The 14133-nt window shown below is 47.0% G+C and carries 17 protein-coding genes and 1 rRNA gene; 1 reads left to right on the top strand and 17 read right to left on the bottom strand.

Annotated elements, in window-relative coordinates; translation table 11 throughout:
- Window positions 1-47 precede the first annotated feature (47 nt).
- The 7 genes from ispE to metG all read right to left on the bottom strand — a co-directional run bounded on the left by ispE (window position 48) and on the right by metG (window position 6828).
- Window positions 48-911: a 4-(cytidine 5'-diphospho)-2-C-methyl-D-erythritol kinase gene (gene ispE, locus KNO73_RS14295; protein WP_168169881.1), complete on the bottom strand. Its 864-nt coding sequence runs from the start codon at window positions 909-911 to the stop codon at window positions 48-50.
- 100 nt (window positions 912-1011) lie between these two features.
- The gene (locus KNO73_RS14290) at window positions 1012-1248 is read right to left on the bottom strand and encodes a Veg family protein (RefSeq protein WP_012727736.1); all 237 of its coding nucleotides are present in this window, start codon (window positions 1246-1248) and stop codon (window positions 1012-1014) included.
- An 82-nt stretch (window positions 1249-1330) separates the two neighbouring features.
- Window positions 1331-2209, bottom strand: coding sequence for a 16S rRNA (adenine(1518)-N(6)/adenine(1519)-N(6))-dimethyltransferase RsmA (gene rsmA, locus KNO73_RS14285; protein WP_012727737.1), 879 nt, complete (start codon window positions 2207-2209; stop codon window positions 1331-1333).
- Window positions 2206-2766: a ribonuclease M5 gene (gene rnmV / locus KNO73_RS14280; RefSeq protein ID WP_074035294.1), complete on the bottom strand. Its 561-nt coding sequence runs from the start codon at window positions 2764-2766 to the stop codon at window positions 2206-2208. Before rnmV ends, rsmA begins: the two co-directional genes overlap by 4 nt.
- On the bottom strand, window positions 2759-4051 hold the full coding sequence (locus tag KNO73_RS14275; protein ID WP_214873965.1) for a 3D domain-containing protein: 1293 nt from the start codon (window positions 4049-4051) through the stop codon (window positions 2759-2761). The genes rnmV and KNO73_RS14275 overlap by 8 nt, the downstream gene beginning before the upstream one ends.
- Complete coding sequence (locus KNO73_RS14270; RefSeq protein WP_215112662.1) at window positions 4048-4815, bottom strand: TatD family hydrolase; 768 nt, start codon at window positions 4813-4815, stop codon at window positions 4048-4050. The genes KNO73_RS14275 and KNO73_RS14270 overlap by 4 nt, the downstream gene beginning before the upstream one ends.
- Before the next feature lie 51 nt (window positions 4816-4866).
- Window positions 4867-6828, bottom strand: a complete 1962-nt coding sequence (metG, locus tag KNO73_RS14265; RefSeq protein ID WP_214689620.1) for a methionine--tRNA ligase — start codon at window positions 6826-6828, stop codon at window positions 4867-4869.
- A 331-nt stretch (window positions 6829-7159) separates the two neighbouring features.
- Between metG and KNO73_RS14260 the strand changes: the two genes are divergently transcribed.
- Window positions 7160-7453, top strand: coding sequence for a transition state genes transcriptional regulator AbrB (locus tag KNO73_RS14260; RefSeq protein WP_012727742.1), 294 nt, complete (start codon window positions 7160-7162; stop codon window positions 7451-7453).
- A 16-nt stretch (window positions 7454-7469) separates the two neighbouring features.
- Here the strand turns inward: KNO73_RS14260 and rsmI are convergent, their stop codons facing one another.
- The 10 genes from rsmI to rrf all read right to left on the bottom strand — a co-directional run.
- On the bottom strand, window positions 7470-8339 hold the full coding sequence (gene rsmI / locus KNO73_RS14255; protein WP_215112661.1) for a 16S rRNA (cytidine(1402)-2'-O)-methyltransferase: 870 nt from the start codon (window positions 8337-8339) through the stop codon (window positions 7470-7472).
- Entirely contained in the window at window positions 8311-8589 is a 279-nt protein-coding gene (locus KNO73_RS14250) for a GIY-YIG nuclease family protein (RefSeq protein ID WP_012727744.1), read from the bottom strand. The genes rsmI and KNO73_RS14250 overlap by 29 nt, the downstream gene beginning before the upstream one ends.
- Window positions 8582-9319 (bottom strand): tRNA1(Val) (adenine(37)-N6)-methyltransferase, encoded by a 738-nt coding sequence (locus tag KNO73_RS14245; protein WP_078145936.1) that lies wholly within the window; start codon window positions 9317-9319, stop codon window positions 8582-8584. The genes KNO73_RS14250 and KNO73_RS14245 overlap by 8 nt, the downstream gene beginning before the upstream one ends.
- Before the next feature lie 60 nt (window positions 9320-9379).
- The gene (gene yabA, locus KNO73_RS14240) at window positions 9380-9715 is read right to left on the bottom strand and encodes a DNA replication initiation control protein YabA (RefSeq protein ID WP_012727746.1); all 336 of its coding nucleotides are present in this window, start codon (window positions 9713-9715) and stop codon (window positions 9380-9382) included.
- Between the two features lie 23 nt (window positions 9716-9738).
- Window positions 9739-10569 carry a PSP1 domain-containing protein gene (locus KNO73_RS14235; protein WP_031421801.1) on the bottom strand — a complete coding sequence of 277 codons (831 nt, stop codon included), beginning with the start codon at window positions 10567-10569 and terminating at the stop codon, window positions 9739-9741.
- Between the two features lie 6 nt (window positions 10570-10575).
- Complete coding sequence (locus KNO73_RS14230) at window positions 10576-11568, bottom strand: DNA polymerase III subunit delta' (RefSeq protein ID WP_214689629.1); 993 nt, start codon at window positions 11566-11568, stop codon at window positions 10576-10578.
- A 14-nt stretch (window positions 11569-11582) separates the two neighbouring features.
- On the bottom strand, window positions 11583-11912 hold the full coding sequence (locus KNO73_RS14225) for a cyclic-di-AMP receptor (protein WP_031421800.1): 330 nt from the start codon (window positions 11910-11912) through the stop codon (window positions 11583-11585).
- The gene (tmk, locus tag KNO73_RS14220; RefSeq protein ID WP_251025018.1) at window positions 11912-12541 is read right to left on the bottom strand and encodes a dTMP kinase; all 630 of its coding nucleotides are present in this window, start codon (window positions 12539-12541) and stop codon (window positions 11912-11914) included. Before tmk ends, KNO73_RS14225 begins: the two co-directional genes overlap by 1 nt.
- Before the next feature lie 12 nt (window positions 12542-12553).
- Window positions 12554-13972, bottom strand: a complete 1419-nt coding sequence (locus tag KNO73_RS14215) for an aminotransferase class I/II-fold pyridoxal phosphate-dependent enzyme (protein WP_214812820.1) — start codon at window positions 13970-13972, stop codon at window positions 12554-12556.
- A 72-nt stretch (window positions 13973-14044) separates the two neighbouring features.
- A 5S ribosomal RNA gene (rrf, locus tag KNO73_RS14210) occupies window positions 14045-14133 on the bottom strand; the annotation flags it as partial.

Raw genomic sequence — 14133 nt, 5'->3', positions numbered from 1 at the left:
ATAAACGAATGTTCTATTGAGAATATATCACTTTCATTCGTTTTTGTTCAATGTCTTTTGCCGAGAATCCGAACGACGAACACTTCTGGGCAAAATCCTTTCAATCCATTATAGATTCGATGCGCTTTTTGCTCGTGTTCAATCAGCGCAAACACGGTCGGTCCGCTTCCACTCATGAGAACACCTTCCGCTCCGCAATGACGCATCGTTTCTTTGATTTGTTTCACTTCCGGGTGCAGCTTAAGTGTCACACTCTCAAGTGAGTTCCCAAGGTGTTCACAGATTCCATGAAAATCTTTTTGACGAATCGCCTCCACCATGGCATCGGTATCAGGATGATATACCTCTTCCATACGCACTGCCCGATACACATCTGCCGTCGATACCCCAATTTTCGGTTTACCGAGAACGACATAGCACGGTGGCGGGGACGGAATCATTTCTAACTGTTCACCACGACCTCTTGCAATGGCTGTGCCACCGATGACACAAAACGACACGTCCGATCCGATCTCGGCACCGAGCTCTGCTAGCTCCTCTAATGACAAGTTCAATGAAAACAGTTCGTTCATCCCACGGAGCGTTGCCGCCGCATCACTCGAGCCACCTGCAAGGCCAGCTGCCACGGGAATCTGTTTATCGAGCACAATCTCGACCCCTTGCTGAATGTTAAAACGCTCGCGCAACAATTCTGCTGCTCGATACGCCAAATTCCGATGATCATTCGGCACATAGGCGTGTTCTGATTGAATCCGAATCTCATCCGACTCTAAAACTGTCAACTCCAAGCGATCTGCCAAGTCGACTGTCGTCATTACCATTTCTACTTCATGATAGCCGTCCGGACGCTTTCCAAGGACATCAAGTGTCAAATTAATTTTTGCCGGCGCTTTCACACTGATCGTGCGCATCACGTTCACCCTTCCCATTTGTCTCCTGTTCGCCATTGTACCGTAAACGGGCGCACAAAAAAAGAAGCAGCTGCCAATGCATCCGCCCCTCATTTATAAATCAATTACCGAATTCAATTTTAACTGTATCCGTTAGGACATCAGCGTAGCTATACGAGACACGTTCCACATTATGCAGGTCTTCATCCAATTTCACAACGAACACCGCAGGATATGTCTCAACGAGCGTTCCAAACCGAGTAACAACTTTCTTACGACCGCCGTTTGCTTTCAACGTCAATCGTTCACCAACATGCGATTCGAGTTTTTGTCTGATTTCTTGTAACGTCTTTGGCATACGCTTCACCTCACTGTTACAAGTATAGCATAATTGAATATGAAAATAAAGATTAATATTATAACGACTCGTTTTCAGGTCGTCAACTATTTTTAAGTGGTAAAATTGTGTCAGACAAACGTGCGAATTCTTCTAGGCTTAACGTCTCTCCACGACGTTTCGGATCGATTCCAGCCTCGTGAAGCGAACGTTCGAGTTCGACCTTATGTTCTTTCCCGATATAGTTTGTCAAATTGTTCAGGATGGTTTTACGGCGCTGAGCGAAGCTTGCTCGGGCCACATCAAAGAAAAATGCTTCGTCTTTCACTTGTACGGCCGGTTCTTTACGCATTCGTAGTGTAATGACGGCCGAATCGACGTTCGGTGCTGGGATGAACACGTTTTTCGGGACGATGAAACTGACTTCCGCCTCCGCATAATACTGAATCGCAATCGATAGCGAGCCGTATGCTTTCGTGCCAGGTTTTGCTCCAATCCGTTCTGCCACTTCTTTTTGAATCATCATGACGAGCGAACGGAACTTAACACCGCTCTCAAGCAATCGCATAATGATCGGTGTCGTGACATAGTAAGGTAAGTTGGCGACCACCGAAATATCTTCAATACCTTCGTTTAAAAATTCTTGCTCCACGATCTCCCGTAAGTCCAGTTCCAATGCATCCCCATGGATGACTTTCACATGCGGATAAGGCGACATCGTATCATCTAAAATCGGCAAAAGACGTTGGTCGATTTCAAGCGCAACGACCTTTTTGGCACGCTTGGCCGATTGTTCGGTCAATGAGCCGATTCCGGGACCGATTTCAAGGACACCACTCACTTCACTCAGTTCTGCTGCTCCGACAATTTTACTCAAGATGTTCAAATCGATTAAAAAGTTTTGACCGAGCGATTTTTTGAATGAAAACCCATGTCGCTCTAAAATCGCTTTCGTTCGTTGGATTGTTGCAATGTCTTTCAACCCTGTTCCTCCTCTAATTGAGCAAGTGCCTGCTCCCACTCTTCGATCGTGACGCCGAGCGCCTCGACCCGTTTTACAAATTGTTTGGCATTCGGCTCACCGATTCGAAGCAACACCCCGAGTCGCTTCCGACGCGTCGCGGCCGCTGCTCCACCGATTAAATCCGCCTCCAACACCATTTTCCGTGTGACGATTGGTTGGTCCGTTTCGACACGCGGTTCAAACACTGCTCCTAAGACACGGCGAAGTGACTCCGGACTCGCATGTTCCACACCGATTTTCCCACGCTTGTCCTTCGCCTCGGCCCGAGGCAAATGTGCGTGCTTACATCCTTTGACGCGTTCCTCGACAATCGCCCGAATACGGTCTCCCGGATAATCTGGGTCCGTCAAAATGATGACCCCGCGCTTCTCCTGAGCACGACGGATTCGTTCAATCGTCTGATCGGATACGGCAGACCCGTTCGTTTCAATCGTATCGACGTCGAACACTTCTTGAAGTCGTGCCGTGTCGTCACGCCCTTCTACGACGATAATTTCTTGTATTTTCTCACGCATTGTCTGATCCTTCTTTCTCTTCTTCCTGCTTCGGAATCACCCAGATGGTGAGCGGTTTGCGACCGAACGTCACGGCCTCTTCCTTTTCATCCATCATGATATCGATTTTTTGCCCTTTGATCGCACTTCCTGTATCCAAGGCAATCGCCATACCGATCCCCTCGACATACACGCGGGTCCCGAGTGGAATGATGGCAGGGTCGACGGCGATGATGCGCATGCCTTCATACAAAATCGTGTCGGTCACATCATATCCGCTTCTTGTCAGCACGCGTCCGTCATACGTCACCGTGTCTTCCGGATTGTTCGTATAAGCGGTCGCTTCCACAAGCAATTGTTTTGCGGATGAAAAATCAAGTACGTCATCTGTTTTCGGCGGTTCGGCAATCTCGACTTCAGCTTCTGGAATGAATGGGCTCGATTCATCCGCGGTCGTCGACTCAGCGTCGGTTACCGGTTCCGTGACTTTCTTCGTTCCCACTTTGATAATCTGCGGCATCGTTTTACGCAATGTCTCGACATCTGTTTTCGTACGATTTGTAATTGTACCATTTTCCACAGTAAGTGCATACCTTGTCCGTTCAAGTCCAGGAACCCCGACCTGCACCATTTGCTTCACACCTTCTTCGAGCGTGTCATCCTCTTCCTCAACCACTTCAAACGGAATCAACTCACTCTCATATTGAACGACATCACGATTCGTATTGACCGTAATCGTCAACCCTTCTCGGATCGGTGTGGAAGGAGCCGGCATGACCGTATCACTTTCCGTCACATCGATGTTCTCTTCCATTAAGAGTTGCTCCACATCCGTAGCCATTGTATAAATGGTCAACGCCTCTTGACCGACAATGAGATTCACGGCCACGACCGGTTGATATCGAATCGTCATCCCATTCGTCACCGGTGTACGGACCGATGGATACACCGTATCTCCGTCCCGTACCGTGACTCCGTATCGTAGTAAGACATCCTTTACGGTCCGCTCGCGCGTCTGCACTGTCTCCGTTTGACCGTAGCCAATCTGGAGCGAAACCTCGTGTGAACGCTCAATCCGAATCAAGCGGTCGTCCGGTACATCCTCACTGAGCGCCGGTGTGACATAATCTGATTCATCTAGTGTGATATTTAACTCTTCAAGCACCTCGAGAACCGAGTCAGCTCGTGTTTCATGCTCGATGACCACACCGTCATCGACGATTCGAATCGATTCAGGTTGTAACATCACGTACGCCACAGAAGCCGTCGCAATAATACCGATACTCGCTAATACACGCTTGATCATGGGAGTCGGAACAACTTCTTCGCATTGGCTGTCGTGGCTGCAGCGAGCTCATCGTACGGCATATCGCGAAGGGTGGCGATCTCTTCAGCTACGTATTTGACGTATGCTGGTTCGTTACGTTTTCCCCGGAACGGTGTTGGGGTCAAGTACGGGCAATCCGTCTCGACAAGCAGACGATCCAGCGGCACTTCTTGCGCCACCAACTTCGGAACCTTCGCATTTTTGAACGTGACCGGTCCTCCTAACGAAATATAGAAGTTCAAGTCTAAACAACGAGGCAAAAGTTCGACGGACATGCTGTAACTATGGAACACACCACCGACTGCTTCGGCATGCTCTTCTTCTAAAATATGAAGGACATCTGCCGTTGCTTCTCGGTTATGAATGACAATCGGCATATTCGTCCGTTTGGCAATGGCGATTTGTTGACGGAAGAGGCGTTGTTGCATATCTTTCGGTGATTTGTCCCAATGATAATCGAGTCCGATTTCACCGAGTGCCATGACTTTCGGATGACTCATGAGTGTTTCGATTCGTGCTAAATCCGCATCCGTACAGTCAATCGCATCGACAGGATGCCATCCGACAATGGCATAGATATCTTCGTACGTTTCCGCCAGTTCAATGGCTCGATCGATGGTCGGTGTATCAAATCCGACGACGAGTAACGGAGAAACGCCCGCTTCTCTCGCTCGCACAATTGTCTCCTCCACGTCTTCACTGAACTGTTCCGCATTGATGTGCGTATGTGTATCAATCAACATCTTGTTTCCTCCTTAGAAAAAGAGAGGGAGACCGCGGTCTCCCCCATTCCATTATTTGACGATGGCACCGTTCGGCATCTGGTCTGAGACCGTCGCGAGCTCGAGTTTCCCGTCACGATCCGCCGCTAGAATCATCCCTTGCGAGAGTTCTCCACGGAGCTTGACTGGTTTCAAGTTTGCGACAACGATGACTTTCTTGCCAACCAAATCTTCAGGGGCATACCATTCAGCGATACCAGACACGATTTGACGTGTCTCTTTCCCAAGGTCGACTTGAAGTTTCAACAGTTTCTTCGCTTTTTTAATCTTATCGGCTTCGACGATTTGACCGACACGGAATTCGACTTGGTCGAAGACATCAATCGTGATTTCAGGACGAATGTCTTCGTCAGTTTCTTCTACTGATGCCGTCTCCGTCTCTTCAATCCGTGCTTTAGACGCCTGACGCATCATTTCTTGGATTGCATCGACTTCTTCTTTCACATCACGACGTGGGAAAATCGGTGTCCCGTCCGTCACGACCGCATTGCTAAAGTCTGCGAATGTATCCAACGCCTCCCATGACATGTCCTCTCCCTCGAGTCCGAGCTGACGGAACATCTCTTTTGGAGCGCGCGTCATGAACGGTTGAATCATGATGGCAACATGACGAAGTACGCCCGCAAGATGTGTCATGACAGAAGCCAGCTCCTCGCGCTTCGACTCCTCTTTCACGAGAACCCATGGTTGTGTCTCATCGATATATTTATTCGCACGGCTGACGAGTTGCCAAATGTTTGTGAGTGCGACCGAAAACTCCATGTGCTCCATGGCTTCTTCTGTTTTGCGTGTCGTCTCTTTCACCACGTTCAACAATTCTGCATCAAATGCCGTGACATTTCCGTTATATGCCGGAATATTTCCGTCGAAGTACTTTTTAATCATCGCAATGGTGCGATTCAATAAGTTTCCGAGGTCGTTCGCTAAATCAAAGTTCAAGCGGTCAACGAACGCTTCCGGCGTGAACGTGCCATCCGCTCCGAATGGAACTTCACGGAGAAGATAATAGCGGACCGAGTCGAGGCCGTAACGATCAATCAATGGGATCGGGTCCACGACGTTCCCTTTCGATTTCGACATCTTCCCATCCTTCATGAGCAACCATCCGTGCGCAAATACTTGCTTCGGTAATGGAAGATCAAGTGCCATTAAGAGGGCTGGCCAAATGATCGTATGGAAACGTACGATTTCTTTCCCTACCAAATGAACGTCTGCTGGCCAGTAACGGTTGAAGAGTTCATCGTTGTCTGTACCGTATCCGAGTGATGAGATATAGTTTGTGAGCGCATCGACCCATACGTACACGACGTGCTTCGGGTTCGATGGGACTTGGACGCCCCAATCAAACGTCGTGCGTGATACAGCCAAATCTTGAAGACCCGGCTTTAAGAAGTTATTGATCATCTCGGTTTTACGAGATTCTGGCAAAATAAAATCAGGATGTGACTCAAAATATTCAATCAAGCGGTCAGCGTATTTGCTGAGACGGAAGAAGTAGCACTCCTCACGAACGAGCTCGACCGGATGTCCGCTGTCAGGACTTTTTCCATCGACGAGCTGCGATTCAGTGTAGTACGTTTCATCCGGTACGGAATACCATCCTTCGTACTCACCGAGGTAGATGTCCCCATTTTTAAGTAATGTCTCAAAAACATGCTCGACCACTTTCTTATGGCGGTCCTCTGTCGTACGGATGTAGTCATCGTACGAAATTTCGAGACGGTCCCATAAGACCTTGATCTCTTCCACGACTTCATCCACGAAAGCTTGTGGCGTCACGCCTGCCTCTTTCGCTTTTTCTTGAATCTTTTGACCGTGCTCATCCGTTCCGGTCAAATAACGGACGTCAAACCCTTTTAAGCGTTTGTAGCGCGCAATCGCATCACCTGCTACCGTGGTATATGCGTGACCGATGTGCAGTTTTGCACTCGGATAATAAATTGGGGTTGTAATATAAAAAGTCGGCTTCGCCATGATTTATTCTCCATCCTTTCGACATATGCAATTTCCATTATACACGGTTCGACAAAAGAATTTCCAAACCTAATTGTTTGGAATTTTTTTGCGTTTTCTTCGTCATAAATATTCCAAAAATACCCTTTCTTTGTTTCAAGTTCAAACTTACGGGGAAATTTAGGTATATATCGTTCTTGATTCGACAAATTTCGAAAATTTACTTTTCCAGATAGTAAGCAGTTGACTGCAATTGGAAAGTTTAGTATGCTTTTTGCTGTAGTCACATTGTCGAATTTTGACGATTCATGTCACCACGAGATTTCGACATCATTGGAGGAGGAAACACAAAATGAAATCTACAGGTATTGTACGTAAGGTTGATGAGCTTGGTCGTGTCGTTATTCCAATCGAATTGCGTCGTACACTCGGTATTGCAGAGAAAGATGCTCTCGAAATTTACGTCGACAACGATCAAATCGTTTTGAAAAAATATAAGCCAAACATGACTTGCCAAGTTACAGGCGAAGTATCAGATGATAACTTCAAATTGGCAGACGGCAAACTCATCTTGTCACCAGAAGGTGCACAACGTGTTCTCGTTGAGTTGAAGAACATGCTCGAAAATTACTACAGCGAAGAGTAAGCAAGGATTTCCTTGCTTACTCTTTTTTATGCAATTGATGATACGCATCGTATACATCGTTCCGAGATTCGCCGCGGTCTTTCGCAGTCTGTTTGATTGCTGCGTTTGGTTTTTGTCCTTCTTCAATATAGTGAACCACGTGTTCATACGTAGAGAGTGCTTCCCACCACGTAGTCGTAGGAGCCGCCTCTGTCGCTCCACTCACCAAGACGACAAACTCACCACGCACTTCACCCTCACACCATGTCAACGCCTCATCCACAGTTCCTCTCAAAAACTCTTCAAACGTTTTTGTCAGTTCACGACCTAATACGATTTGTCGATTCCCGAACACTTGTCGAATCGCTGTCAACATCTCTTTCAAACGATGAGGAGCCTCATAAAAAATGACGGTGCCAGGTTCGTATTGAATCGATTCGAGAATCTCAACCCGATCCTTCTTCTTACGCGGCAAGAAACCGTAATAGAGAAAACGTTCAGTTGCAAGACCGGATGCGACGAGTGCCGTAAGTGCTGCATTCGCACCGGGTAAGACGACAACCGGGATGTTTGCCTCAATGGCTAATCGCACGAGATCGCTTCCCGGGTCTGAAATTCCAGGCATACCTGCATCTGAGACAACGGCAATCGATTTTCCGGACAACAGATCGTCAATCAGTCTTGGTCCACTCACTTCTTTATTATGTTCATGATAGCTAATCAATTTTGTCGCAATGTCAAAGTGTCGGCAAAGCTTCATCGTTTGTCGTGTGTCTTCCGCTGCGATTAAGTCTACTTCCTGAAGGGTCCGTACCGCGCGATACGTCATATCCTCCAAGTTCCCAATTGGGGTCGGCACGACATACAACGTCGGTTGTTCAGTTTGATAGCTCTTCTGTGAATTCATTGGTCGTCCCCTCCATCAACTTCTCTTTTTGTGCTCGGGTCAATTGCTTGATGGACCATTCGTATCGCATGGCCTCCCGCTTCGTCTCAAACGATTGTACGTACCGAAGTCGTACAGGGAGACGGGCTTTCGTATATTTCGCACCTTTCCCGGCATTATGTGCAAGGAGTCGTTTTTCCACGTCTGTCGTATAGCCCGTGTAATACGTTCCATCACCGCATTCCAAGATGTACGTATAATGTTTAGGCATCGAGAATAGCTCGCATCGCTTCTGTATACGTATCGTCTTCTTCATAGACAACAAATGGCGGTAAAATTTTAAGACCTGCTTTTCCATCTTTCGATCCCTCGATTAATAAGGTATTCGCCTCGCGTCCCGCTTTCGGGTAAACGAGTTGCATTCGTTTTGGTTCAATTCGATACGCACGCATCAACGTCAGGATATCCAGTAAACGTTCTGGCCGATGCACGAACGCCACTTTCCCTCCCGGTTTGACGAGTTGACTGGCCGTCTTGATGCAATCTTCTAACGTGCACAGCACTTCATGGCGCGCAATCGTATGATGCTCATTTTGATTTCGGAGTGACGTCTCGTTCGCTAAAAAGTAGGGCGGGTTACATGTGACTACGTCATATCGTGCATGCCCGAGCTGCGTCGCTGCCGTTTTCACATCGCCCTCCACCACTCGAATTCGCTCTTCGAGACGATTGACCGCCATGCTTCGATTCGCCATGTCGACCAGTTTCGATTGAATCTCCACACCTGTTATCGTTCCTTTTGTACGATATGACAAAAAGAGCGGGATTGCCCCGGTGCCAGCACACAAATCGACCAGTTGTCCTTTTTGGATAGGCACCCATACAAACTCTGCAAGCAGTACCGCATCTAATGAAAATGAGAACACATCATCACTTTGAATGATTTTACCTGGACGTCCGAGCAAATCATCAAGGCGTTCTCCATCCTTAACCGTTACCATCGTTTCCTCCTTCTATAAAAGAAAGGCGACGGATAGGGAACCCCTATCTATCGCCCCGTATTAATGTTTATTGAGCATCGACAAACAGAAGAGACAGTCCCCATCTTTTCGTACCTGTCCGTAATGGAGGTTACAAATGTGGAATCCTTCTTGATACAGCGCAGCCAAATTGTTCTGCCCTTTCCCAGACAATGCGATTTGTGAATCACCATTTGTCGTATCAACTTCTGCCAATTGTTCGACTTTTTCGCGTAAGTGATGATTCTCTAGATACATATGCTGGTTCTCTTCAAGCAAATAAGCGAGCTGCTCTTTTAACACGCCTAAATGTTCGGTGAGGAGCTGCATCTGTTGCTCGATCGCATCCACCCGCATCATCACTTCTTTTTTGTCCATTCTTTCCACTGCTCAGCACCCCATCACTGTTTTGACGGTTTTCGTTTAATCGCACCCACTTCAACGAGTTCATCAATCGTATACGTGACGACACGTGTCCGATCGTGGAGCTCGACTTGAATGAGTTGGTCCAAAATGTTAAGACCGATTACCCGACCATCACCTTCTGGAATTTTGATTCGCTTGCCGACGTCTGGTAAATCACGTTTCAGTTCTTCATATGTGTCATTCTCATATTTCAAACAGCACATCAGACGACCACATACTCCAGAGATCTTATTCGGATTCAACGAGAGATTCTGGTCTTTGGCCATTTTGATCGAGACCGGTTCGAATTCCCCAAGAAATGACGAGCAGCAAAGAACCCGACCACATGGCCCAATCCCGCTAAGGAGTTTCGCTTCATCACGAACGCCGATTTGTCGGAGCTCGATTCGTGTCCGAAACACACTAGCTAAGTCTTTTACCAATTCTCGAAAGTCGACGCGACCCTCGGCAGTAAAATAAAAGATCACTTTATTGCGATCAAATGTATACTCAACATCAACTAGCTTCATTTCTAATTGATGTTCTCGAATTTTTTCTTCACAGACGGCGTGAGCATCAACGGCTGCCAGTCGATTATCGCGTACGATATCCGCATCCTTTTGGTCCGCGACACGAAGGATTGTCTTCAATGGCAGGACGACTTCGTCTTCACCGAGCTGCTTGTCGACTTGGACGATTTCCCCATACTCAATGCCACGTACCGTTTCAACGATGACATGGTCCCCACGTTTAAGCGTTGCATCGCCTGGTGAAAAGTAATAGATTTTTCCCGCTTCTTTAAAACGGACTCCAACTACTTCAAGCACGCGCTTCTATCCTTTCTGCAAATCGAACGAAAGTCGTTCGAACGTTAATTGAGGATTGACGTTTGCCTCAAGTCGCCGAATGGCCGCATGTACACTTTCAATCGCATGTGTAAGCTTGGTGACAGATCGATTTTGGATAAACGCGTTGTACAAGGCAGCCTCATTCTTAAATAGCTTCGGAGCATACATATCTCGCACTTTTAAATGAAGTGCCTCCTCCAGCCAATGTTCGAATAATTCAAGACCGACTCGCAACTCATTCCGTCCTTTGAAATGCCCTAACCATTTTTCTTGTGCGAACAAGAGCAACTCTTGAGGTCGTTTCGTCAATACTTCAATTAATTGTACCACTAGCCCGTACGCCTGTACAAACCACTCCTGCTCAAGTGCCTCTTTCGCGTCATCCCATTTCGGATAAACGGTCAAGGCAAGGTATGCCAAATCATACGTACAGGACAGTTCTTCTGACATTGTTTGCGCCAACTGAGCTCGGTCGATTGGACGAAAAGCAAGTTGTTGCGCACGCGAACGAATCGTCGGAAGAAGCAACTGTGGTTGTGTCGTCACTAAAATAGCAAGCTTACCTACACCCGGTTCTTCAAAGAACTTCAATAGACTGTTCGCCGCTTGAGTCGTCATCTTGTGCGCTTGATGAATGACGTACACTTGGCGATCACCTTCAGCACCTCGTAGTGATAAATCACTGAGCAATTGCTGAATCTGTTCTTTTTTTATACTCGCACCGTCCGGCTCCACTTCGATGTAGTCGACAATGTTTTTAGAATCCATACGCCGACAGTTTCGACACACTCCACAAGGCTCTGCACCATCTGGTGATTCACAAAATAAGGCTTTGGCGAACAATGTGGCTGTATCAATCAAATAAGGCTCATAATCTCCTGAGAAGATATACGCATGCCCCACTTTATTCGAAACGATTGAATTTTGAATGATGCGAGAAACGACAGTTTGCGACTCGCTCAATTCTTGAAAACGCATATGCCCAACTCCCATTAAAACTGATGGAATCCTTCGATCGGCAAGACGAATACCGTCGCCCCTCCGACTTGTACTTCGACTGGGTAAGGAATATACGAATCCGCATGTCCTCCCATCGGTGAGATCGGCGTAATCATTTGGTCGCGGCTCGAGCAGTTCGATTGAATCACGTCCATCAAATCATCAAGACGCTCTTGTGGAATCCCCATCATAAACGTTGTATTACCTTCTTTTAAAAATCCACCAGTCGTGGCTAACTTTGTTGCGCGAAAATCTTGCTCGACGAGTGCGTCGGACAAACGTGCGCTATCCTTATCATGTACGATTGCAATTACCATTTTCATCATTTTTGTACGCCTCCTTGTTGTAGTCGTTCGATCGTATAGTCAAGTACCTCATCTTGAATGCATTCAATCGATTGATCGGCATCAATCCGAACGATGCGTTCTGGATACTGTTTCAGTAACGTTTGGAATCCTGCATAGACACGCTCATGGAATGCATGATCACGACTCTCGATCCGATCAAGCTGTCCCCGATCTTTCATACGTGCACTCGCCCGTTCCGGATTCAAATCGAATAAAAAGGTTAAATCGGGCGTGAGACCATTCGTCGCCCATTCATTCAATGACCGAATCTGATCAAGGTCATACTGCAATCCATATCCTTGATAAGCAATGGATGCATCGATGAACCGGTCGCAGAGAACAATGGCGCCCCGCTCTAACGCTGGCCGAATCACTTGTTCCACGTTCTGAGCCCGTGATGCGGCATAGAGCATCATCTCCACGCGTGGTGTCATCTCATGATGATCGGGAGACAATAACACTTCGCGAATCTGATTCCCGACCGTTGTTCCTCCAGGTTCTCGGGTCACGACGATGTCATATCCTTTTTGTTTTAAGTTTTCTACTAATAATTGAAGCTGTGTGGACTTTCCTGATCCATCCGGTCCTTCAACCGTAATAAACATTCTGTTCACGTTTTAAAACTCCTCTACAATAACGTCAATTTGCTCTATCATAACATGCTTACTAGCTTGAAGCTTCCTCCCTAAAGAAATCCATTCCCGGAGCACCCGGATTTTTTCTTCTGTAATCCGCTCTCCTTTTAGAATCCATGGAATACCTGGTGGATATGGAATCACCGTCTCTGCTGAAATCAATCCGATTGCTTGGTCGAACAGAACTCGCTGAATTGGAAGAGCTGTTTCAGACGTATAGAGTTCAGACACGCGCTCGGTTTGTGGGAAGGGAAAGATCGTTTCATCGTCTTCAATGATCGGCACATGGGTAGATGCTTTTTTTATTAATTTGATCCAATGTTCGATTTCCTGTTTCTTTATTTCCCTGAATGGCAAGCAGAATAACACATGATCGACTGCCGCCAACTCGATGTCTATGCCGATTGAGGCGAGATGCTGACTAAAGATCAATCCATTCTTCGGATAAGTCAGAATCGTCACTTTCGTAAAGTCATCTCCGACTTTTACAACAAAACCAGCTCGTTTTAATTCAAGAACAAATTGTGCATGGCTTTTTTGGATTGCGGACCATTCCTCATCCGTTAAACGTTCTAGATAAGAACGAGCATAATCCAATGAAGCCATGACGAGATAAGACGGACTCGAAGTCTGAAAAGAAGATAATGCATGCTTCAAGCGCGCTTCATCGATATGATCTTTATAGTGAACCCAAGCCCCCATAGTGAGGGCAGGCAACGTTTTATGAGCGGACTGCACGACTGCGCTCGCTCCTTCGAAGATTGCAGAGCGACGTGGCAACTGTGGATGAATCAAATGAGCGCCGTGTGCCTCATCGACGAGCAATGGAATGTCGAATGATGTCAAATAGTCCGAAATCGTTCGAATGTCTGCCATATCCCCGTAATAGGTCGGAGACGTCAACATGACGGCTTTCCCTCCAGGATATTCTTGAATGGCCTGTTCGATCGTATCTAATGTCACGACAGTCGGGATGCCTGTGCCACGTTCAATGGTAGGTGTTAGTAAGACTGGCTTTAATCCTAACCATTCGATTGCGTTCCAAACCGATTTATGTGAGTTCCGTTGAACATATACCCGTTCACCACGTTTCACTGTTGCCGCGAGCATACTCCAATTTCCCGCAGTCGATCCGTTGACAAGCCATTTACTTTTACTCTCATACAACTTACCCAATGCACATTCTGCTTGCTCGATGATTCCCGAGGTATCGTGCAAATCATCTAAATGCGCTAGCTCGGTCAAGTCGTAAGGCATGACTTTTGCGAATGCATCAGGTAAGCGATCATCAACCACTGTACCATTATGATGACCTGGTACGTGGAAAGAGACGCGGTGTTCACGAACATGCTGTTCCAGAACCTCTAAAAATGTAAACGGATTTTCCCGAGCAGGAGCCATCTGTTATTCCTCCTAAACTATAAAAATATGAAAAAAGACGATCAAGCATATGCTTGATCGTCTTCTGCGTTGGCCTGGCAACGTCCTATCCTCACAGGGGGAGATCCCCCAACTACTTTCGGCGCTGAGACGCTTAACTTCCGTGTTCGGCATGGGAACGG

It is taken from the genome of Exiguobacterium sp. s83 (genome assembly GCF_018617095.1).
GTDB classification, from domain to species: Bacteria; Bacillota; Bacilli; order Exiguobacteriales; family Exiguobacteriaceae; genus Exiguobacterium; species Exiguobacterium profundum.
Note: the sequence above shows the minus strand (reverse complement) of the source record. Positions and strands in the feature narration are given on the sequence as shown.

Bases quoted from the DNA above. Each gene is read 5' to 3' on its own strand.
- ispE (WP_168169881.1), bottom strand. From the start codon at position 911: ATGCGCACGATCAGTGTGAAAGCGCCGGCAAAAATTAATTTGACACTT.
- KNO73_RS14290 (WP_012727736.1), bottom strand. From the start codon at position 1,248: ATGCCAAAGACGTTACAAGAAATCAGACAAAAACTCGAATCGCATGTT.
- rnmV (WP_074035294.1), bottom strand. From the start codon at position 2,766: ATGCGTGAGAAAATACAAGAAATTATCGTCGTAGAAGGGCGTGACGAC.
- KNO73_RS14275 (WP_214873965.1), bottom strand. From the start codon at position 4,051: ATGATCAAGCGTGTATTAGCGAGTATCGGTATTATTGCGACGGCTTCT.
- KNO73_RS14270 (WP_215112662.1), bottom strand. From the start codon at position 4,815: ATGTTGATTGATACACATACGCACATCAATGCGGAACAGTTCAGTGAA.
- metG (WP_214689620.1), bottom strand. From the start codon at position 6,828: ATGGCGAAGCCGACTTTTTATATTACAACCCCAATTTATTATCCGAGT.
- KNO73_RS14260 (WP_012727742.1), top strand. From the start codon at position 7,160: ATGAAATCTACAGGTATTGTACGTAAGGTTGATGAGCTTGGTCGTGTC.
- rsmI (WP_215112661.1), bottom strand. From the start codon at position 8,339: ATGAATTCACAGAAGAGCTATCAAACTGAACAACCGACGTTGTATGTC.
- KNO73_RS14250 (WP_012727744.1), bottom strand. From the start codon at position 8,589: ATGCCTAAACATTATACGTACATCTTGGAATGCGGTGATGGAACGTAT.
- KNO73_RS14245 (WP_078145936.1), bottom strand. From the start codon at position 9,319: ATGGTAACGGTTAAGGATGGAGAACGCCTTGATGATTTGCTCGGACGT.
- yabA (WP_012727746.1), bottom strand. From the start codon at position 9,715: ATGGACAAAAAAGAAGTGATGATGCGGGTGGATGCGATCGAGCAACAG.
- KNO73_RS14230 (WP_214689629.1), bottom strand. From the start codon at position 11,568: ATGCGTTTTCAAGAATTGAGCGAGTCGCAAACTGTCGTTTCTCGCATC.
- KNO73_RS14225 (WP_031421800.1), bottom strand. From the start codon at position 11,912: ATGAAAATGGTAATTGCAATCGTACATGATAAGGATAGCGCACGTTTG.
- tmk (WP_251025018.1), bottom strand. From the start codon at position 12,541: ATGTTTATTACGGTTGAAGGACCGGATGGATCAGGAAAGTCCACACAG.
- KNO73_RS14215 (WP_214812820.1), bottom strand. From the start codon at position 13,972: ATGGCTCCTGCTCGGGAAAATCCGTTTACATTTTTAGAGGTTCTGGAA.